The sequence below is a fragment of the Streptomyces sp. Sge12 genome (genome assembly GCF_002080455.1).
Taxonomy (GTDB): Bacteria; Actinomycetota; Actinomycetes; order Streptomycetales; family Streptomycetaceae; genus Streptomyces.
Genome location: NZ_CP020555.1, coordinates 5,636,838 through 5,655,991, shown reverse-complemented (window position 1 = coordinate 5,655,991; position 19,154 = coordinate 5,636,838). Strand labels below are relative to the sequence as shown.

Here is a 19,154-nt window from a genome sequence, read left to right as displayed (position 1 = left end):
GACAGTAGCGGCGCGACCACGCACCGGCCAACGACCGTCGGAGGGCGCACATGCCGACGCCCCGCAGGAGACGCAGGTCACCGGCGGGGCGTGTGGTCAGAGGGAGGGCCGTTAATTCGCCCGGATGGGCGGTGTACGGCGCGTCCCGGACCCGGGGCGGAGCGGCTCAGCCGATCCGGACGCCGAACTGGAACGGCATGTTGTCCATGGACTCGTACTTGATGCCGCTGCGCGGGTTCGAGGCGTGCAGCGTCATGTTGTTGCCGGCGTAGAGGCCGACGTGGTGCAGGTCCCCGTAGAAGAAGACCAGGTCGCCGGGCTGGAGCTGGCTGCGGCTGATGCGCGTGCCGTCATTGGCCTGGGTGTAGGTGACGCGGCTGATGTTGACGCCGGCCTGCTTGTACGCCCACTGGGTCAGGCCCGAGCAGTCGTAGACGTTGGGGCCGGTGCCGCCGGACTGGTAGGTGAAGCCCAGCTTGGTCTTGGCGGCCGCGAGGGCGGCGCCGGCGCGGCCGGAGGCCTTGACGTCACCGAGGTCGACGCGGGAGCTGTCGCTGCGGCTGGCGCGCGTCTCCTCGTCCTTGAGCGCCGAACGCTCCTGCGCGGTCAGCGTGTTGAGGAGGGCCTGGGCCTCGGCGAGCTTGTCGGCGGACGCCTTCTTCTTCTCGGCGAGTTCCTTGCGCGTGGCGTCGAGGTCGGCGAGCTTGCCGGCGGCCTCCTGGCGCTGCTGCGCGAGGGTGCGCTGCTTGGCCTGGATCCGCTGGACCGACTCGACCTGCTTGCCGCTCAAGTGCTCCAGGGAGGAGGCCTTCTCGAGGTAGCTGTCGGGGTCCTCGGAGAGGAGGAGGCCGAGCGAGGGGTCGATGCCGCCGGTGCGGTACTGGGCGCTCGCCATCGAACCGAGCGTGCTGCGCAGGTCGTTGAGCTCGCCCTGGCCGCGCGCGACCTGGTCCTGGAGCTGGCCTATCTCCTTCTCGAGCTTGTCCTGGCGCTCCTTGGCGCCGTTGAACTTCTCGGTGGCCTGCTCCGCCTCTTCGTAGAGCGCGTCGACCTGGGACTTGACCTCGTCCTTGCTCGGCTTCGCCGGCGCGGCGGAGGCGCTCTGCGCGGTGAGGGCGACGGCAGCGGCCGCGACCGAGGTGAGCACGGTCACACGAGCACGGTTCGGCTGCTTGGGTCGACGGTGGGACGCCACGAAGGCGAGCTCCTTCTTCCTCGAGCCGCCGAAGGAACGCAACTCGGCAGCACCTTCGCTGCCACCCCGAATGAGTGATCTACCGCACGAAGGTTTGACCAGACACTAGTGACCCAGTTGTGATCAGTTCAAATCCTGCCGGGAAAAAACTTGCCCTCCGACCAGGTTCTTTACCTACAGCGCACGCTCTGTGCAGAGCACTTGACGGTGCGTCCCCCACGACTCCCGCCAATTCGGGCATTGGGGCCACTAGTTATGAAACGCGCGAAAGCCGCTTCAGCAACAAGGCGGACGTCACCGGACGCGCACCCGCCTTCGCCACCCCGTCGGCGACCTCCCGGTCCGTGGAGACCACGACCACCGGCCGGCCGGGCGGCTCCGCACGCACCAGCTGGCGGATCAGCTCGTCCGCCGTCACCCCGGCCTTCGAGAACAGCACCCGCACCCCGCGCGGCGGCGCGAGCAGCACCGGGGCCGCCAGCTCCGCCCCGTCGAAGACACACGTCATCTCCGCGCCCGTCTGCGCGGCCAGCATCGACAGCCCGCCCAGCAGCCGCAGCCGCTGCTTCTCCAGCGGCATCGTCGGATAGCCCGTCTTCGTCACGTTGTAGCCGTCGACCACCAGATGGGCCTGCGGCAGCGCCAACAACTGGTCCAGCAACGCCGGATCGGTCTCCGAGAGGGCACGCGCCGCGATGTCCTTCGGCGTCATCCGGCCCGGCTCCACCGCGTCCACCGTGTCGGCCGGCCGCGTCGAGACCGGCGGCAGGGCCAGCTCCCGGCGCAGCCCCTGGGCCGCGTCCAGCACCGTGTCCAGCAGCAGCCGCAGCCGCATGTCCTCGATGCTGCGCCCCTCGCGGGTGGCCCGGCGCGAGGTCTCCAGCGCCGTCTCCACCTCCGCGAGACGGGACTTCAGCCGCCGGCTCTCGCTCTCGGCCGCGGCCACCCGGGCAGCCGCGTCGCCACGGATCCCGTCGATCTCCGCATTCACCTTGCGCAGGGCCGCATCACCCCGCTTGACGTCGCTCAGAGCACTGCGGAGCTTGCGCTGAAGCGATTCCGCTTCCTTGCGCGCCGCGTCCAGCTCGACCCGTACCTGCTCCCCGCCCGAACGCTGCAGTTCCCGTACGTGGGCCAGCTCCTCGCGCAGCCGCTCCAGCTCGCGCCGGGCCTCCTCGCCCACCCGCTCGGCGTCGGCGCGCTGCGCCTCCTCGCCCGCGGCGGCCACCAGCTTGACCCAGCCGGCCGGCCGCAGGACGAAGGCGGCGGCCGCCACGTCCAGCGGATCCGCGGCGGCCGGCGGTGCACCGGCCTCCAGGGCCGCCGCCAGATCGGCCTGCGCCTCACGGAGCTTCTCGGCGACCCTGCTGCGGAACACGGCATCGGTCTCGACCGCCGCGGCCATGGCATTGCCCGCGAACTTGGCGCGCCGGGTCGGGGTGAACCGGGCATACTGCCGCAACTGCGCCGGGAGGTCCGCGACCGTCAGTGCGCCGAAGGCGTCCGAGACGAGCGCGACGACCCGGCGCCGCACGCCTTCCGGCAGCGGGTGGTCGAGCGCCTCGGCGGCGTCGCCGGCCGCATCGGCCGGCTCAGCGCCGCTTGCTGGCTCCACAATCCGTCACCCCTACCGTGATCTTCCTGTGGGTGCGCCTCCGTCAGGAGTCCGCGCCCGGCCTGTCCACGAGCTCGATCTGGTCCACCGCGTTGCACCAGCGACAGCGGACCGACTCGATGGTCTCATTGACCACCTCGCGCTCCTCGACCTTGGGCTCCCCGGCGAGGTCCAGGTGGACGTACTCCACGACCTTCGACGAACGGGTGACGTCGAATCGCGTGAGGTTGCCGCACAGGGTGCAGCGCCACCGGGTGGTGTCGGTCGGCAGGGGAACCGTCATCAGGCCGCTCTCTCCTTCGTAACTGATTCAATTAAAGCCGTCCGCGCCGCCGTATGCGTCGTCCTGCGGACCGCAGCTCGTAACCCTACGGCCTGCCACCGCTTCAGGTGGGTCCCCTTGCGTCATGCTCTGTCACATGATCGTAAGGTGGCGGGCCGTTCGCGAGGCTGCCCGGGGACCGGTGGTCACCCGGGCGCTGATCGCGGGCTGCGCCGTGGTGTTCGTCCTCGGCCCGGCCTCGGGACTCAACCCGGTCTACGGGACCGGGGAGGAGCTGCTCTCCAACGGCGCCGCGTACTTCCGGCGCTGGGGCGTGGTCCCGGACGAGCTGTTCACGGGCACCCCCCGGGCCTGGCTGACCCCGCTGACCGCGCTCTTCGTCCACGGCAGCTGGCTGCACCTGCTCGGCAACATGCTCTTCCTCCACGTCTTCGGCGCAATGGCGGAGGAGCGGATGGGCCGCCCGGCGTTCCTCTCCTTCTACCTCTGCACGGGCTACCTGGCGATGGCGACGTACGCGGCGGCCAACGCGGGGTCCCCGCAGACGCTCGTCGGGGCGTCCGGTGCGATCTCGGCCGTCCTCGGCGCCTTCCTCTTCCTGCTCCCGCGCGCGAGGGTGACGAGCCTGTTCCCGTTCCTCTTCTTCCTGCCGCTGCGGTTCCCGGCGTGGCTCGTGCTGCTGTTCTGGTTCGCCCTCCAATGGGTGGCGGCACAGCGCGCGGGAAGCGGGCCGGGAGTCGCCTATCTGGCCCATCTGGTGGGCTTCTCGCTCGGCTTCCTCTACGCGTGGGCCCGCTATCGGGGTGCGACTAGAGTGAGGCGACCAGCGACGGCCACCGAGGGAGACAGCCAGCCGTGATCACCGCGATCGTGCTCATCAAGACCAGCGTGGACCGGATCCCCGAGATCGCCGAGTCCATCGCCGCCCTCGAGAACGTCAGTGAGGTCTACTCCGTCACGGGCACGTACGACCTCATCGCGCTGGTCCGCGTGGCCCGTCACGAGAACCTGGCGGACATCATTCCCGGCCGCATCAGCAAGATCCCGGGCGTCGAGGCGACGGACACGCACGTGGCGTTCCGCACGTACTCGCAGCACGACCTGGAGGCGGCGTTCGCCATCGGCCTCGACGCGTAGCGCCGCCCTTCGGTGTCCCGGGTGCTGCCGGGTGCCCTGCGGGCGGCTCGGCGGTGTACGGCTCGCGGCGGTGTGCCGGGCGCTGCCCGGACCCGCGGGTTGCCCTGCGGGCGGCTCGGTGGTGTACGGCTCGCGGCGGTGTGCCGGGCGCTGCCCGGACCCGCGGGTTGCCCTGCGGGCGGCTCGGTGGTGTACGGCTCGCGGCGGTGTGCCGGGCGCTGCCCGGACCCGCGCCTCAATCGCCGGCGAGGCTGAATGGTGCGGGCATGCCGGCCTGGGCCGGTGCGTGGGGCCGGGGCGGGGTGTCTCCTCGGCTCGGCGCGCGCGGGCATGTCTCGGCCGTACCCGGTGGTCGCGCCTCGTCCTGCGGGGACACCCCGCCCCGTCCCCACTCCCCTCCGCCGACACCCCCCGAGGCCAGGTCCCGGGCACGGTCGGAGCCTGCCTTGGGGCGGGGACACGCAGGAGGGTCCCCGCAGGACGAGGCGCGACCCCCGCCGTACGGCCATGACGCCGCCGCGCGCGCCGAGCCGAGGAGATCCTCGTGCGGGGCACCGACCCACCCGAGATCCGGCACATCAAGCCTCGCCGGCGTTTGAGGCGCGGGGTCCGGGGCGGAGCCCCGAGCAACGGCGCGGCGGCGCGTCAGACGGCCGGGACGCAGCGGCCCTCTTCCGTGCGGTACTGCCACTTCGCGCCGTCCGCGACGAGTTCCTTCACCGCCCGGACGAACCGCTCCACGTGCTCGTCAGGGGTGCCCGCGCCGAAGCTGACGCGGATGGCGTTGAGGGAGCGCTCGCCCGGGGCGGCCTCCGGGGCTCCGCACTCGCCCTGCGCCTGCGGCTCGCTGCCCAGCAGGGTGCGGACCAGCGGGTGGGCGCAGAACAGCCCGTCGCGCACGCCGATGCCGTATTCCGCGGACAGCGCCGCCGCGAAGTGCGAGCTGTTCCAGCCGTCCACCACGAAGGAGATGACGCCGACCCGCGGGGCGTCGTCACCGAAGAGGGACAGGATCCGGACCGCCGGGACCTCCGCCAGGCCTTCGCGGACCTTCGCGATGAGGTGGCGTTCGCGGGCGACGAGGTGGTCGAAGCCGGCCTCGGTCAGGGCCTTGCAGGCCGAGGCGATGGAGTAGACGCCGATGACGTTCGGGGAGCCGGCTTCGTGGCGGGCGGCGGTGGTGTGCCATTCGACGTCCACGCCGCCGTCCTCGCGCCGGGCCACCTTGCGGGAGGCACCGCCACCGGCCAGGTACGGCTGCGCCTGCTGCAGCCAGTCGGCGCGCCCGGCGAGCACGCCCGAGCCGAAGGGCGCGTAGAGCTTGTGTCCGGAGAAGGCGACCCAGTCGACGTCGAGTTCCTGTACGGAGACGGGGTGGTGCGGGGCCAGTTGGGCGGCGTCCAGCACGATGCGCGCGCCGTGGGCGTGCGCGGCGGCGGCGAGTTCCTTCACCGGCCACAGTTCACCGGTGACGTTGGAGGCGCCGGTGACGCAGACCAGCGCCGGGCCGTGGGGGTCGCGGTCGGCGAGCGCGCGCTCCAGGGTGGCGACGGCCTCGGCGGGGGTGCACGGTGCGTTGAGGTAGGTGACGTGCGCGTCCACCCACGGCAGGAGGGAGGCGTGGTGCTCGGTCTCGAAGACGAACACCTGGCAGTCGGCGGGGAGTACGGCGGCCAGCAGGTTCAGCGAGTCGGTGGTGGAGCGGGTGAAGACGACCTGGTCGGTGGGGCGGCAGTCGAGGAACTCGGCGACCGTGACCCGGCTCTGCTCGAAGAGGTCGGTGGAGAGCTGCGAGAGGTATCCGGCGCCGCGGTGCACGCTGCCGTAGTACGGGGCGTACGCGGCCACGTCGTCCCAGACGCGCTGCAGGGCGGGGGCGCTGGCGGCGTAGTCGAGGGCCGCGTAGGTGACCTCGCCGCCGGTGACGAGGGGGACGGTGACGTCGCGGCCGAGGACGGCGAGCGGCTCGGCACAGGCGGGGTCCACGACGGTGGCGGTGGTGGTGGCGACGGCGGCGTTCAGGGATGCGGACATGGCGGTATCTCCCGGCAGGCAGGGCTGAATGGCTTCGGTGTGCCCGTACGCGGGTACGGGAATGTCCTCGGAAATGACGTGGGGGTGCACGGAAGCGACCCTGGTCCGAGGGTGAAGTGGGGGCGGAGTCGCCCTATCGCATTCGCTTGCTCACGGAAAACGCTCCTCGAGAGACCAGGACCCCTGGTGTCGAGGGATCCGCGCTTGCCGTAGGCCTTGCTGCCTACGACCTGGTCATCACCCGGGGCACCCCGCCACGGAAGGAGGGTTGCCGGACAGCAAGCCGGGGCCTAAACGCTGTCACTCGTGACCTGGTCAGCATCCTGCCACATGATCGTGCGTACGCAAGACCCCGGTCCGCATGGTGGACCGGGGTCGTCGTTTTCGCGCCGTTCGGCCGCGCTAGGCGTTGCTGGCCGTCACCCAGCGCTCGAGGGCGGCCAGGGCCGCGCCCGAGTCGATCGACTCCGCGGCGCGGGCCATGCCGGCGGCGATCTGCTCCTCCAGGGTGCCTTCGGTGGGGTCGAGGGCCACCAGGGCGGCCGCCGAGTTCAGCAGTACGGCGTCACGGACCGGGCCCGTCTCGCCGGCCAGCAGGCGTCGGGCCACGTCCGCGTTGAAGGAGGGGTCCCCTCCGGCCAGGGCGGAGACGTCGACCAGGGAGATGCCGACGTCACGCGGGTCGAAGCGCTGTTCGGTGACCTTGCCGTCGCGGACCCACCAGATCCGCGAGGTCGACGCCGTGGTCAGTTCGTCCAGGCCGTCGTCGCCGCGGAAGACCAGCGCGGAGGAGCCGCGCTCGGCGAGGACGCCCGCGACGATGGGGGCCATGCGGGGGTCGGCCACGCCCGAGGCCTGGGCCCGCACCCGGGCCGGGTTGGTGAGCGGGCCGAGGATGTTGAAGGTGGTGCGGATGCCGAGCTCCTTGCGGGCGGCCGCCACGTGGCGCAGGGCCGGGTGGAACTTCACCGCGAAGCAGAAGGTGATGCCGGCCTCCTCGGCGACCTCGACGACCCGTGCGGTGCTGAGGTCGAGGTTGACGCCGAGCTTCTCCAGGACGTCCGAGGACCCGCTCGACGAGGACGCCGCCCGGTTTCCGTGCTTGACGACCTTGGCTCCGGTGCCGGCCACCACGATCGCGGACATCGTGGAGATGTTCACCGTTTTGGCCCCGTCGCCGCCGGTGCCGACGATGTCCACGGTCCGGCCGGGCACCTCGATCAGGTTGGCGTGCGCGTACATCGCCCGTACGAGGCCGTTGATCTCCTCGACGGTCTCCCCCTTGGCCCGCAGCGCGACGGTGAAGCCGGCGATCTGGGCGTCGGTGGCCTCCCCGCGCATGATCCGGTCCATCGCCCAGGCGGTGTCCTCGGCGCGCAGGTCCCGGCCGGTCAGCAGAGCGTCGAGAACGCCCGGCCAGCCACGGGCCGCCACGCTGTCGCCGCCTGCCGGGGTCGCAACGTTCATGGTCCGCTCCTGCTGTTGGTGGGCCGTCCCCATATTCTCCGCCCACGTCGAATGGGTCGGGGTTCAGCCTATCCAGCCCCGGTTACGGCAAAGAGCCCCGTCCGGACACTGGACGGGGCTCTTGCCGTGGCGACACCAGGACTGACCGAAATCAGTCCCTCATGCGGTCATGCGTTGCGCGCGGGGATCAGTGGTGGCCGTGGCCGGACTGGATCTCCTTGTATTCCTCCACCGTGGGCTTCGGAATCTGGTTGTTCTCGCCGTAGAAGCCCTTGCTGAGCTTCGCGCGGAGCTTCTCGGTGGCCTTCACCTTGCGCTCGACACCGTTCTCGTCGACCGTGGGGCCGATCTCGATCGGCTTGTACTGCTCGTGCGCGGTGAGGGTGTGCAGCTTGCCCTGCGGGAGCGGCTCGTGGACCTCGACGAACTCACCGTGCGGCAGACGCTTGATGATGCCGGTCTCGCGACCGTGCAGCACCTTGTCGTGGTCCCGGCGCTGGAGGCCGAGGCAGATCCGCTTGGTGACGATGAAGGCGAGGACCGGGACGACGAAGAAGCCGATCCGGACGAACCAGGTGATCGAGTTGATCGAGAGGTGGAAGTACTGCGCGAACATGTCGTTTCCACCGCCGATCAGGAGCACGATGTACTCCGCGATCCAGGCGACACCGAAGGCCGTACGGGTCGGGACGTTGCGCGGGCGGTCCAGGATGTGGTGCTCGCGCTTGTCCCCGGTGACCCAGGACTCGATGAAGGGCCAGACGGCGATCGCGCCGAGCACCAGCGGGAAGAGCAGCAGCGGGATGAACACGCCCAGGACGAGCGTGTGGCCCCACAGGTTGATCTCCCAGCCGGGCATGGCCCGGATCAGGCCTTCCGGCATACCCATGTACCAGTCGGGCTGCGCACCGGTGGACACGTGGTCCGGGCGGTACGGGCCGAGCGCCCAGATCGGGTTGATCGAGGCGATCGCCGCGACGGCCGCGATGACACCGAAGACCAGGAAGAAGAAGCCTCCGGCCTTGGCCATGTAGACCGGCAGCAGCGGCATGCCGACGACGTTGTTGTTCGTCTTGCCGGGACCCGCGTACTGGGTGTGCTTGTGGTAGAAGACCAGGATCAGGTGGGCCACGAGCAGGCCCATCATGATGCCGGGCAGCAGCAGGATGTGCACCGAGTAGAACCGTGCGACGAAGTCGCCGCCCGGGAACTCCCCGCCGAACAGGAACATCGACAGGTACGTGCCGACGACCGGGACGGACAGGATGGCGCCCTGCATGAAGCGGACACCGGTACCCGAGAGCAGGTCGTCCGGCAGCGAGTAACCGGTGAAGCCGGTGAACATGCCGAGGACCAGCAGCAGGAAGCCGAAGATCCAGTTGACCTCACGGGGCTTGCGGAAGGCGCCGGTGAAGAAGACGCGCATCATGTGCACGATCATCGCCGCGACGAAGATCAGTGCCGCCCAGTGGTGGATCTGACGGATCAGCAGGCCACCGCGGACGTCGAAGCTGATGTCCAGGGTCGAGGCGAAGGCCTCGGACATCATGACGCCCTGCATCGGCACGTACGAGCCGTGGTACACGACCTCGTTCATGCTCGGGTGGAAGAACAGCGTCAGGTACACACCCGTGAGGATGATGATGATGAAGCTGTAGAGGCAGATCTCACCCAGCATGAAGGACCAGTGGTCCGGGAAGATCTTGCGCATGTTGGCCTTGGCGAGGCTGTAGATGCCCAGGCGGCCGTCCGCCCAGTCCGCTACTCGCTCGCCGGCGGGCGCCTTGCCCGCCTTGCCGGCCGGTGACTTGGTAGAGGCAGTGCTCATCCGCGCTCCCAGAATGCAGGACCGACGGGCTCTTCGAAGTCGCCGAGCGCTTCGAGGAAGCCTTCGTCATTCACGCCGATCCGCAGCTGCGGAAGCGCGTGACCGGCCGGGCCGAAGATGACACGGGCGCCGTCGGAGAGGTCGAAGGTGGACTGGTGGCACGGGCAGAGCACGTGGTGCGTCTGCTGCTCGTACAGGCTGATCGGGCAGCCGACGTGGGTGCAGATCTTGGAGTAGGCCACGATCCCGTCGTGGGACCACTCCAGTTCCTGCTTGTCCTTGATGTCGTCCGGCTGGATGCGGACGATCATCAGGGCGGCCTTGGCGATCTGGACCTGGAAGTCGTGCTGCTCCTCCTCCAGGCCTTCCGGCATGGCGAAGGTCAGCGAACCGACGAGGACGTCCTCGGGACGCAGCGGCTCCATCGTGTTCTGGTTGATGAGCAGCTTGCCCTTGGCCCAGAGGGTCTTGCGCAGCTTCTCCTCGGGCAGGGGGCCCAGGTCGCGCATGATCATCACGGCGGACAGCGGCAGCATGGCCAGCGCGCCCAGCATCGTGTTGCGGATCAGCGGACGCCGGCCGATGCCGGACTCGTTCGCACCGTCCGCGAAGTCCTGCAGGACCTTGGCCTTGACCTCCGGCGGAGCGGCGATCTCGTGGCGCTCGTCGGCGACCTCGACGTCGGACATCAGGGTGCGGGCCCAGTGGACCGCGCCCGCGCCGATGCAGAAGAGAGCCGTGCCCAGGGTCATGCCCAGGGAGAAGTTGAGCGCGCTCACCTTCCCGATGGGGAAGATGTAGACGATCTTGTCGACCGGGAAGATCACGTAGGACGCGATGAAGCCGATCGTGGCCAGCATCGAGAGCGTGAAGAGCATCGCGACGGTGCGCTCGGAGCGCTTCGCCGCCCGCTCGTCGATGTCCTGGATGCGCGGCTTGTGGACCGGCAGGCCCGGGTCCGCGAACGGGTCGTCCGCGACCGCTACGCCACCGTGGTGGGCGTCGCCCTGCTCGCTCGGCAGGTGCTTGTCTTCGGGAATCTCTTGGCTACTCATGACTTCTTGGCCTTAGCGGTGTGGGCCGCGACCCAGACGGCGACAGCGATCAGCGCACCCAGAGCGAAGATCCAGCCGAACAGACCCTCGGAGACGGGGCCGAGGCCACCGAGCTTGAGACCACCGGGGTTGGTCGACTTCTCACCGTTCACGTTCTGGAGGTACGCGATGATGTCCTTCTTCTGCTTCTCCGGCATGGTGCTGTCGGGGAAGGAGGGCATGTTCTGCGGGCCGGTCTGCATGGCCTCGTAGATGTGCTTCGGCGAAACGTCCTCAAGGTTGGGGGCGTACTTGCCGTTCGTCAGCGCGCCGCCCTCACCGGTGAAGTTGTGGCACTGCGCGCAGTTGTTGCGGAACAGCTCACCACCGTTGGCGATGTCGGCACCTGCCGTGTCGTACTGCTTCTCGGTCGGCGTGATCGGACCGGCGCCGAGGGACGCGATGTACGCGGCCAGCTGGTCGATCTGCGCCTGGGTGTAGATGACGGGCTTCTTCGGCACCTGGGCGCCGGGCTGCTGGGCGGGCATGCGGCCCGTGCTCACCTGGAAGTCGACGGCCGCGGAGCCGACGCCGACCAGGCTCGGGCCGTCAGAGGAACCCTGACCGCCGGTTCCGTGGCAGCTTGCGCAACCCACGGCGTAGAGCTTCTTGCCCTCCTCGATGGCGAGGGACTGGGCGGTTTCATCGGCCTGCGCCTTGCCCGCGGGAGCAAAGGCGGCGTACAGCCCCCCAGTGGCCGCCAGCGCGAGGAGTAGAACGACGACCGCCGCCAGCGGATGGCGTCGTCGTGCGGAGAGCTTTTTCACGGATTACCCCGGTGTCAGGATCTTCTGCGTCGGTGTGTCTGGATGGAGTGCCGGGTCTTGCCCGGTGACGTGTTCGCTACTTGATCAGGTAGATCGTGGCGAAGAGGCCGATCCAGACGACATCGACGAAGTGCCAGTAGTAGGACACGACGATGGCCGACGTGGCCTGTTCGTGGGTGAACCTCTTGGCCGCGTACGTCCGGCCGAGGACCAGCAGGAAGGCGATGAGACCGCCCGTCACGTGCAGACCGTGGAACCCGGTGGTCAGGTAGAAGACCGAGCCGTACGGACCGGACGAGAGGCTCATGCCCTCGTGCTTGACCAGCTCGGTGTACTCGAACACCTGGCCGCCAATGAAGATCGCACCCATGACGAACGTGATGATGAACCACGTCCGGAGCTTCTTCACGTCACCGCGCTCGGCGGCGAATACGCCGAGCTGGCAGGTGAGCGAGGAAAGCACCAGGATCGTCGTGTTCGTCGCCGAGAAGGGCAGGTTCAAGGCCGAGGCCTGCTCTGTCCAGTACTCGGGTCCTGTCACGGATCGCAGGGTGAAGTACATCGCGAAGAGGGCCGCGAAGAACATCAGCTCGGAACTCAACCAGATGATGGTTCCGACGCTGACGAGGTTCGGCCGGTTGACCGTCGGGTGCGCGTGCCCGGTATCTACTGTCGTTGCTGTCGCCACGACCGACATTATGTCGGTCGCTTATCCCGCCCTCACCCCGGGGGGTGCCGTTCGGAGTGTCAGGGGCGTGTGCAAGGCCCGAACGGCCCATCAGATGACCTCTGGGGGATGCCCCGTGCTTCCCTCGGCGAACCGATGTTGACAGGGGGACGGGAGGAGTAGCATCCCGCGCAACATCAACGTGATTCACGGGCACACGTGGAGGAACGAAATGCGGGCGACTGCGCGGGTTCTGGTCTACAGCGACGACGCGGGCACCCGGGAGCAGGTGCGGCTGGCGGCAGGACGCAGGCCCGCCGCGGACCTGCCGCCGGTGGAGTTCCTGGAGTGCGCCACGCTGCCGGCGGTGCTGACGGAGCTGGATGCGGGCGGCATCGACGTGTGCGTGCTGGACGGCGAGGCGGTCCCGGCCGGGGGCATGGGCGTGTGCCGGCAGATCAAGGACGAGATCTTCCGGTGTCCGCCGGTGCTGCTGCTGATGGGGCGGCCCCAGGACGCCTGGCTGGCCACGTGGAGCCGCGCCGACGCGGCGGTGACCCTTCCGGTGGACCCGGTGCCGTTCGCGGACGCCCTGGCGGGCCTTCTGAGGACGCGCCTGTCGCTGGACGCCTGAGCCGGCTCCTCCGTACGCCCTGTGGGGCCGTACGCGCCCGGCTGGGGCCCGTTCGGGTGAATGATCCGGTGCATCCTCCCCCCGGACGGCGTCCGGGGGGAGGCGGCTGGTTCCTGACCGCTCAGACGGTGGGCCGCAGGCGGGCCTGGTCGACGGGGCTGCGGCCTTCCTGGGTGCCCTTGAGGAGGGCGCTGCCCTGGCGCCAGTCCTTCCAGTCCATGTTCCAGTCGCCGAAGCCGTTGCCGAAGATGTCCATGTCGTCGCCGATGCTGTTGATCACCTGGACGATGTCGCCCTCGGTGATGTTCTCGTAGAACCAGGCGGCGTTGCCGGTGCTCATGCCGGTGCAGCCGTGGCTGACGTTCTCGTAGCCCTGGGAGCCGACGGACCACGGCGCGGCGTGGACGTATTCACCACTCCAGGTGACGCGGGTGGCGTAGTAGACGGGCAGGTTGTAGTACTCGCTGCCGCCGATGCCAACGGTGTCACCGCGCATCTGTACGAAGTACTGCTTGCCAAGCACCACCTTGATGCCGTTGCGGGTGGAGAAGCCGGGCTTTCCGGTGGTCACCGGAATGGTGTTGATCACTTCTCCGTTGCGCTTGAACGTCAGGTAGTGCGAGGAGGCGTCGGTGGTGACCTCGACCCGGTCCCCGATCTCCAGCTTCAGCGGCTTGGCCACGGCCCCGTGGAGCTCGTCGGTGATCCTGACGCCCTCCAGGTTGCTCCGTACCGAGACGGCGGTGTTGGCGGGCCAGTAGTCCTTGGGCCGGTAGTGGATGTGCTTGTCGTCCACCCAGTGCCAGGCGCCCTCGACGCCGGCCGGGGCGTCGACGACGAGGCCCCGTTCGACGATGGCGCGGGCGGCCTTGTCCTTGACGGGCTCGCTGAGTTCGGCGGTGATGGGCTGTCCGACGCCGTACTTGCCCTCGTCCGGGCCGAACTCGACCTTGAGGATCCCCTTCGACGGGGTGGTGTCGAAGGTGAGCGTGCGCTGCCCGGGAGCGCCCCGCTCGTCCTCGGTGCTCACGGTGACCGTGTAGCGGACGCCTGCGGCCATCGAGGTCGTGCTGTGCCAGCGGTCCCCCTTGGCGCTGAGTTCGCCCGCCAGGCGGCGTCCGTGGGTGTCCACGGCCAGCACGTCGGTGATCCGGCCACCGCCGCTCTTGGCGGTGATTTCGAGGGGCCGGTCGGGGTCCACGGGGCGGCTGCCGGCGCTCTGGTTGAAGGCGACCTGATCGCCCGCGTCGTACGGGCGGGCGGACAGCGGGTTCTTGTCGCCGGACCCGCATGCGGTGGCCCCGGCCCCGAGGGACGCGACCAGCAGGGAGCAGCTGAGTACCGTCCAAAGACGCGGTGAGTGCTTCATGGAGCCAACGCTATGAAGATATGACAATTACGGCGCGCGGTGTGACTGCAAACGAGGGGCCCGGGCTCCTCTGAGAGGTGCCCGGGCCCCGGTAAAGCTCGCGGCGCGGCCGCGGAAGTACTGCTACTGGTTCTGGTTCTCACCGCGGTAGTACTCGTACACCCAGCCCCACAGACCGATGAGGATCAGCGGAGCGGAGAAGTACATGAGCCACCAGCCGAAGACGACGCCCATGAAGGCGAAGGCTCCACCGATCGCCAGCGAGAGCGGCTGCCAGCTGTGCGGGGAGAAGAACCCCAGCTCGCCCGCCTCGTCGGCGACGTCGGCCTCCAGGTTGTCCTGGGCCATCTCGTCCACGCGCTTGGCCGTGAAGGCCAGGTAGTAGCCGATCATGACGCTCAGGCCGAAGGCCAGGAAGAGCGCGGTGGTACCGACGGGCTCCTTCGACCACACGCCGTACACGACGGCCATGATCAGGATGAAGAAGGAGAGCCAGAGGAACATCTTGCCCTGGATCTTCACTTGCCGGCCTCCTTGCCGCCGGTGACGGCCGGGGCCGCGACGCTGTGGTCCTCGAGGTGGTCGAGGGCCGCGATCTCAGGGTGGTGCAGGTCGAACGCCGGGGACTCGGAACGGATCCGCGGCAGGGTGAGGAAGTTGTGCCGCGGCGGCGGGCAGGACGTCGCCCACTCGAGCGAACGGCCGTAGCCCCACGGGTCGTCGACCTCGACCTGCTTGCCGTACTTGGCCGTCTTCCACACGTTGTAGATGAACGGCAGCATCGACAGGCCGAGCACGAAGGAGCTGATCGTCGAGATCGTGTTCAGCGCGGTGAAGCCGTCGGCGGCGAGGTAGTCCGCGTAACGACGCGGCATGCCCTCGGCACCGAGCCAGTGCTGCACCAGGAAGGTGCCGTGGAAGCCGATGAACAGCGTCCAGAACGTGATCTTGCCGAGGCGCTCGTCCAGCATCTTGCCCGTGAACTTCGGCCACCAGAAGTGGAAGCCGGCGAACATCGCGAACACCACGGTGCCGAAGACGACGTAGTGGAAGTGCGCGACGACGAAGTACGAGTCGGAGACGTGGAAGTCCATCGGGGGCGAGGCCAGGATGACGCCGGTCAGACCACCGAAGGTGAAGGTGACCAGGAAGCCGATCGTCCAGAGCATCGGGGTCTCGAAGGACAGCGAGCCCTTCCACATGGTGCCGATCCAGTTGAAGAACTTCACACCGGTCGGTACCGCGATCAGGAAGGTCATGAAGGAGAAGAACGGCAGCAGCACACCACCGGTGACGTACATGTGGTGGGCCCACACGGTCACGGAGAGACCGGCGATCGCGATCGTCGCGGCGATCAGGCCGATGTAGCCGAACATCGGCTTGCGGCTGAAGACCGGGATGATCTCGGAGACGATGCCGAAGAACGGCAGCGCGATGATGTACACCTCTGGGTGCCCGAAGAACCAGAAGAGGTGTTGCCAGAGCAGTGCGCCGCCATTGGCCGCGTCGAACACATGCGAACCGAACTTGCGGTCGGCCTCCAGCGCGAAGAGCGCGGCGGCCAGGACCGGGAAGGCGAGCAGGACCAGCACACCGGTCAGCAGCACGTTCCAGGTGAAGATCGGCATGCGGAACATCGTCATGCCGGGAGCGCGCATGCAGATGATCGTGGTGATGAAGTTGACCGAGCCGAGGATCGTGCCGAAGCCGGAGAAGGCCAGACCCATGATCCACATGTCGGCGCCGATGCCCGGCGAGCGGACCGCGTCCGACAGCGGGGAGTAGGCGAACCAGCCGAAGTCGGCGGCGCCGTTCGGCGTGACGAAGCCGGCCACCGCGATGGTCGAGCCGAAGAGGTACAGCCAGTACGCGAACATGTTCAGCCGCGGGAACGCCACGTCGGGCGCGCCGATCTGCAGCGGCATGATCCAGTTCGCGAAGCCCGCGAAGAGCGGGGTGGCGAACATCAGCAGCATGATCGTGCCATGCATGGTGAACGCCTGGTTGAACTGCTCGTTCGACATGATCTGCGTGCCCGGACGGGCCAGCTCGGCGCGCATGAAGAGCGCCAGCACGCCGCCGATCAGGAAGAACACGAACGATGTGACCAGGTACATCGTGCCGATGGTCTTGTGGTCGGTCGTGGTCATCCACTTCACGACCACGTTGCCCGGCTGCTTGCGCCGTACCGGCAGCTCGTTCTCATACGAGTCGGCGGCGGCACCCTGGGATTCGTTGAGGATGCTCACAGTTTGTTCACTTCCGCATTCCGGGCCGGGTCGGTCTGCTGGATGCCGGCCGGGAGGTAGCCGGTCTGACCCTTCTCCGCGAGGTCCTTCAGGTACGCCCGGTACTCCTCGGGGGAGACGACCTTGACGTTGAAGAGCATCCGGGAGTGGTCAACGCCGCAGAGCTCGGCGCACTTGCCCATGAAGGTGCCGTATTCGGACGGGGTGACCTCGAAGACGTTGGTGTGGCCCGGAATGACGTCCTGCTTGAACAGGAACGGGACCACCCAGAAGGAGTGGATCACGTCGTTCGACGACAGGATGAAACGGACCTTCTCGCCCTTGGGGAGGACCAGGGTCGGACCCGGGTTGCCCGTCTGCGGGTTCCGGTCGCCGGGGACGCCCTTCTCGTAGACGCCTTCGGCGCCGGCCGGGAAGTCCTTGGTGAAGCGGTCCGGGATGGAGGCGAGCTCCTTGGGAACCTCGCCCGCCTTCGGGGTCGCCGCTTCGCCGTCGACGTTCTCGATGTAGTTGAAGCCCCAGCTCCACTGGAAGCCGATCACGTTGATCGTGTGCGGCGGCTTCGGGGTGAGGGCCAGGAGCTTCGACTCGTCACGAGCGGTGAAGTAGAAGAGCACCGAGACGATGATGAGCGGGACCACGGTGTACAGCGCCTCGATGGGCATGTTGTACCGGGTCTGAGCCGGGACCTCGATCTTCGTCCGGCTGCGCCGGTGGAAGATGACGCTCCAGATGATCAGGCCCCACACGAGGATGCCCGTGACGAGCGCGGCCGCCCAGGATCCCTGCCACAGGGAGAGGATGCGCGGCGCCTCCTCGGTTACCGGAGTCGGCATTCCGAGGCGGGGGAAGTCTTTCCATGTATACGAGCAACCAGTGGCGGTCGCCAGGACCACGCCCGCAGTCAGCGCCTGCAGCAGCTTCCGCCGCATCGGGCGCCGCGGCGAGCGGTCGGAGCCGTAGGGACTCACGTAGCGCCTTCCCGAGAGTCTCGGCCCGCGCGGCCGGCCGCGGCCGTGTTCGGGTCGGTCGCCGGCCCTGACGCAGGCAGGGGTTTGGATGTTTATGCGGACCAAACCCTACTGGACGCTATTTGGGGTCGCGCGGGGAGGGTGCCCAACGCGCCGCTACTGCCCCCGAAGGGATGGATCCGCCGTCCGGGGGACGGTGCGAATGGCCCTGAATGGCGGTGTCCGGAGCACATCTGACGCCCCCTGACCTCGAACGCTGCGGAGCCCGGGTTAGCGTGACCGGATGCCCTACTTCGACAGCGCGTCCGCCGCTCCCCTGCACCCCGTGGCCCGGCAGGCGTTGCAGGCTTCCCTGGACGAGGGCTGGGCGGATCCGGCCCGGCTGTACCGGGAGGGCAGGCGGGCCCGGCTGCTGCTGGACGCGGCGCGGGAGGCCGCCGCGGAGGCGGTGGGATGCCGCGCCGACGAGCTCGTGTTCACTCCTTCGGGGACGCACGCGGTTCACACCGGCGTGGCGGGGGTCCTCGCGGGGCGCCGGCGGGTCGGAAACCATCTGGTCGCATCGGCGGTCGAACACAGTTCGGTATTGCACGCGGCGCAGGTGCACGAGGCGCTCGGCGGATCGGTGACCGAGGTCGCGGTGGACCGGTGGGGCGCGGTGACGCCCGCCGGCTATGCGGACGCGCTCCTCCCCGGGAGCGCCCTGGCCTGCCTCCAGTCGGCCAACCACGAGGTGGGCACGGTCCAGCCGGTGGCGGAGGTGGCCGAGGTCTGCGGGGCGGCCGGGGTGCCGCTGCTGGTGGACGCGGCCCAGTCACTGGCCTGGGGCCCGGTGGAGGGCGCCTGGTCCGTCCTGGCCGCGAGTGCGCACAAGTGGGGCGGCCCGCCCGGGGTCGGCCTGCTCGCGGTCCGCAAGGGGGTCCGCTTCTCCCCCCAAGGCCCAGCGGACGAAAGGGAGTCGGGGCGCTCCCCCGGCTTCGTGAACCTGCCCGCGATCGTGGCCGCGGCGGCGTCCCTGCGGGCCGTACGGGCCGAGGCGGACGCGGAGGCGGCCCGGCTGCGAGTGCTGGTGGACCGCATCCGGCGGCGCGTGGTGCGGCTGGTCCCGGACGTGGAGGTGGTGGGCGATCCGGAGCGGCGGCTGCCGCACCTGGTCACCTTCTCCTGCCTGTACGTCGACGGGGAGAGCCTGCTGCACGAGCTGGACCGGGCCGGCTTCTCGGTCTCCTCGGGCTCCTCCTGCACGAGCTCCACGCTGACCCCCAGTCACGTGCTGCGGGCGATGGGCGTGCTGTCGGAGGGGAACGTACGGGTGTCCCTGCCGCCGGGCACCCCGGCGGAGGAGGTCAACGCGTTCCTGGAGGTACTGCCCCGCGCGGTGGCCGGCGTACGGGAGCGGCTCGGCGTGTCGGAGCCCCCGGCCGTGGCGCCGGTGGCGGACTCGCTGGAGCTCGACACGCTGGGGCTGCGGTGTCCGCAGCCGGTGATCGAGCTGGCCCGGGCCATCGTGACGGTCCCGGTGGGCGGCACCGTCACGGTCGTCTCCGACGACGAGGTGGCCCGGCTGGACATCCCGGCGTGGTGCGCGATGCGGGGCCACACCTACGTGGGCGAGTCCCCCCGCCCCGTGGGCACGGCCTACACGGTCCGCCGCGCCCTCTGACCGGGCCGGGCCATATCCAACCCCGCCGGCGTTTGAGCAGGGGGCGCCTCCCAGCGGTAGCCGGGGGAGGGTCCGGGCGGAGCCCGGTGCCCGGCGGAGCCGGGTTCCCCGGGGCTCCGCCCGGACCCCGCTCCTCAAACGCCGGAGGGGCTGAATAAGGGGCCGGCGGGGGGAGTCCCGC

The 19,154-nt window shown here is 69.2% G+C and carries 17 protein-coding genes and 1 riboswitch; of the genes, 4 read left to right on the top strand and 13 right to left on the bottom strand.

Translation table 11 applies throughout. The features are described from left to right. Positions 1–166 precede the first annotated feature (166 nt). The 3 genes from B6R96_RS25335 to B6R96_RS25325 form a co-directional block, all read right to left on the bottom strand. A complete protein-coding gene (locus tag B6R96_RS25335) occupies positions 167–1,195 on the bottom strand; it encodes a C40 family peptidase (RefSeq protein ID WP_030385630.1) in 1,029 nt (342 codons plus the stop codon). Positions 1,196–1,448: 253 nt separating this feature from the next. Continuing rightward, on the bottom strand, positions 1,449–2,813 hold the full coding sequence (locus B6R96_RS25330; protein WP_081523726.1) for an NYN domain-containing protein: 1,365 nt from the start codon (positions 2,811–2,813) through the stop codon (positions 1,449–1,451). A gap of 40 nt (positions 2,814–2,853) precedes the next feature. Beyond that, positions 2,854–3,093: a hypothetical protein gene (locus B6R96_RS25325; RefSeq protein WP_008738811.1), complete on the bottom strand. Its 240-nt coding sequence runs from the start codon at positions 3,091–3,093 to the stop codon at positions 2,854–2,856. Positions 3,094–3,217: 124 nt separating this feature from the next. On the opposite strand from B6R96_RS25325, the gene B6R96_RS25320 reads away from it, so the two are divergent. Beyond that, on the top strand, positions 3,218–3,952 hold the full coding sequence (locus B6R96_RS25320; RefSeq protein WP_030385632.1) for a rhomboid family intramembrane serine protease: 735 nt from the start codon (positions 3,218–3,220) through the stop codon (positions 3,950–3,952). Next, entirely contained in the window at positions 3,949–4,230 is a 282-nt protein-coding gene (locus tag B6R96_RS25315) for an Lrp/AsnC family transcriptional regulator (protein ID WP_030013053.1), read from the top strand. Before B6R96_RS25320 ends, B6R96_RS25315 begins: the two co-directional genes overlap by 4 nt. A gap of 645 nt (positions 4,231–4,875) precedes the next feature. Here the strand turns inward: B6R96_RS25315 and B6R96_RS25310 are convergent. The 6 genes from B6R96_RS25310 to ctaE all read right to left on the bottom strand — a co-directional run bounded on the left by B6R96_RS25310 (position 4,876) and on the right by ctaE (position 12,117). Then, positions 4,876–6,264, bottom strand: a complete 1,389-nt coding sequence (locus tag B6R96_RS25310) for an aminotransferase class V-fold PLP-dependent enzyme (RefSeq protein ID WP_081523725.1) — start codon at positions 6,262–6,264, stop codon at positions 4,876–4,878. A 195-nt stretch (positions 6,265–6,459) separates the two neighbouring features. Further along, positions 6,460–6,576, bottom strand: a riboswitch (SAM riboswitch). 90 nt (positions 6,577–6,666) lie between these two features. Beyond that, complete coding sequence (trpD, locus tag B6R96_RS25305) at positions 6,667–7,731, bottom strand: anthranilate phosphoribosyltransferase (RefSeq protein ID WP_030389100.1); 1,065 nt, start codon at positions 7,729–7,731, stop codon at positions 6,667–6,669. A gap of 187 nt (positions 7,732–7,918) precedes the next feature. Beyond that, the gene (gene qcrB / locus B6R96_RS25300; RefSeq protein ID WP_030389099.1) at positions 7,919–9,559 is read right to left on the bottom strand and encodes a cytochrome bc1 complex cytochrome b subunit; all 1,641 of its coding nucleotides are present in this window, start codon (positions 9,557–9,559) and stop codon (positions 7,919–7,921) included. Continuing rightward, entirely contained in the window at positions 9,556–10,614 is a 1,059-nt protein-coding gene (gene qcrA, locus B6R96_RS25295) for a cytochrome bc1 complex Rieske iron-sulfur subunit (protein ID WP_030389098.1), read from the bottom strand. Before qcrA ends, qcrB begins: the two co-directional genes overlap by 4 nt. Next, a complete protein-coding gene (gene qcrC / locus B6R96_RS25290) occupies positions 10,611–11,420 on the bottom strand; it encodes a cytochrome bc1 complex diheme cytochrome c subunit (protein ID WP_030389097.1) in 810 nt (269 codons plus the stop codon). The genes qcrA and qcrC overlap by 4 nt, the downstream gene beginning before the upstream one ends. A 76-nt stretch (positions 11,421–11,496) precedes the next feature. Further along, positions 11,497–12,117, bottom strand: coding sequence for an aa3-type cytochrome oxidase subunit III (ctaE, locus tag B6R96_RS25285; RefSeq protein ID WP_030036314.1), 621 nt, complete (start codon positions 12,115–12,117; stop codon positions 11,497–11,499). Between the two features lie 202 nt (positions 12,118–12,319). Here ctaE and B6R96_RS25280 point away from each other — a divergent pair, with 202 nt between their 5' ends. Beyond that, entirely contained in the window at positions 12,320–12,721 is a 402-nt protein-coding gene (locus B6R96_RS25280) for a hypothetical protein (RefSeq protein ID WP_030389096.1), read from the top strand. A 121-nt stretch (positions 12,722–12,842) separates the two neighbouring features. Here B6R96_RS25280 and B6R96_RS25275 read toward each other — a convergent pair whose 3' ends face one another. The 4 genes from B6R96_RS25275 to ctaC all read right to left on the bottom strand — a co-directional run bounded on the left by B6R96_RS25275 (position 12,843) and on the right by ctaC (position 17,310). Then, on the bottom strand, positions 12,843–14,090 hold the full coding sequence (locus tag B6R96_RS25275; protein ID WP_030389095.1) for a L,D-transpeptidase: 1,248 nt from the start codon (positions 14,088–14,090) through the stop codon (positions 12,843–12,845). A gap of 123 nt (positions 14,091–14,213) precedes the next feature. Further along, positions 14,214–14,612, bottom strand: coding sequence for a cytochrome c oxidase subunit 4 (locus tag B6R96_RS25270; protein ID WP_030389094.1), 399 nt, complete (start codon positions 14,610–14,612; stop codon positions 14,214–14,216). Then, complete coding sequence (ctaD, locus tag B6R96_RS25265; RefSeq protein WP_030389093.1) at positions 14,609–16,339, bottom strand: aa3-type cytochrome oxidase subunit I; 1,731 nt, start codon at positions 16,337–16,339, stop codon at positions 14,609–14,611. Before ctaD ends, B6R96_RS25270 begins: the two co-directional genes overlap by 4 nt. Next, positions 16,336–17,310 (bottom strand): aa3-type cytochrome oxidase subunit II, encoded by a 975-nt coding sequence (ctaC, locus tag B6R96_RS25260; protein ID WP_053705008.1) that lies wholly within the window; start codon positions 17,308–17,310, stop codon positions 16,336–16,338. The genes ctaD and ctaC overlap by 4 nt, the downstream gene beginning before the upstream one ends. 283 nt (positions 17,311–17,593) lie before the next feature. Between ctaC and B6R96_RS25255 the strand changes: the two genes are divergently transcribed. After that, positions 17,594–18,973, top strand: coding sequence for a cysteine desulfurase/sulfurtransferase TusA family protein (locus B6R96_RS25255; protein WP_081523724.1), 1,380 nt, complete (start codon positions 17,594–17,596; stop codon positions 18,971–18,973). The last annotated feature ends 181 nt before the right edge of the window (positions 18,974–19,154 follow it).

What these genes read in the sequence shown, in the direction of transcription:
- B6R96_RS25310 (WP_081523725.1), bottom strand. Translation starts at nt 6,264, where the DNA reads ATGTCCGCATCCCTGAACGCCGCCGTCGCCACCACCACCGCCACCGTC.
- qcrB (WP_030389099.1), bottom strand. Translation starts at nt 9,559, where the DNA reads ATGAGCACTGCCTCTACCAAGTCACCGGCCGGCAAGGCGGGCAAGGCG.
- B6R96_RS25280 (WP_030389096.1), top strand. Translation starts at nt 12,320, where the DNA reads ATGCGGGCGACTGCGCGGGTTCTGGTCTACAGCGACGACGCGGGCACC.
- B6R96_RS25275 (WP_030389095.1), bottom strand. Translation starts at nt 14,090, where the DNA reads ATGAAGCACTCACCGCGTCTTTGGACGGTACTCAGCTGCTCCCTGCTG.
- ctaE (WP_030036314.1), bottom strand. Translation starts at nt 12,117, where the DNA reads ATGTCGGTCGTGGCGACAGCAACGACAGTAGATACCGGGCACGCGCAC.
- qcrA (WP_030389098.1), bottom strand. Translation starts at nt 10,614, where the DNA reads ATGAGTAGCCAAGAGATTCCCGAAGACAAGCACCTGCCGAGCGAGCAG.
- B6R96_RS25255 (WP_081523724.1), top strand. Translation starts at nt 17,594, where the DNA reads ATGCCCTACTTCGACAGCGCGTCCGCCGCTCCCCTGCACCCCGTGGCC.
- trpD (WP_030389100.1), bottom strand. Translation starts at nt 7,731, where the DNA reads ATGAACGTTGCGACCCCGGCAGGCGGCGACAGCGTGGCGGCCCGTGGC.
- B6R96_RS25320 (WP_030385632.1), top strand. Translation starts at nt 3,218, where the DNA reads ATGCTCTGTCACATGATCGTAAGGTGGCGGGCCGTTCGCGAGGCTGCC.
- B6R96_RS25325 (WP_008738811.1), bottom strand. Translation starts at nt 3,093, where the DNA reads ATGACGGTTCCCCTGCCGACCGACACCACCCGGTGGCGCTGCACCCTG.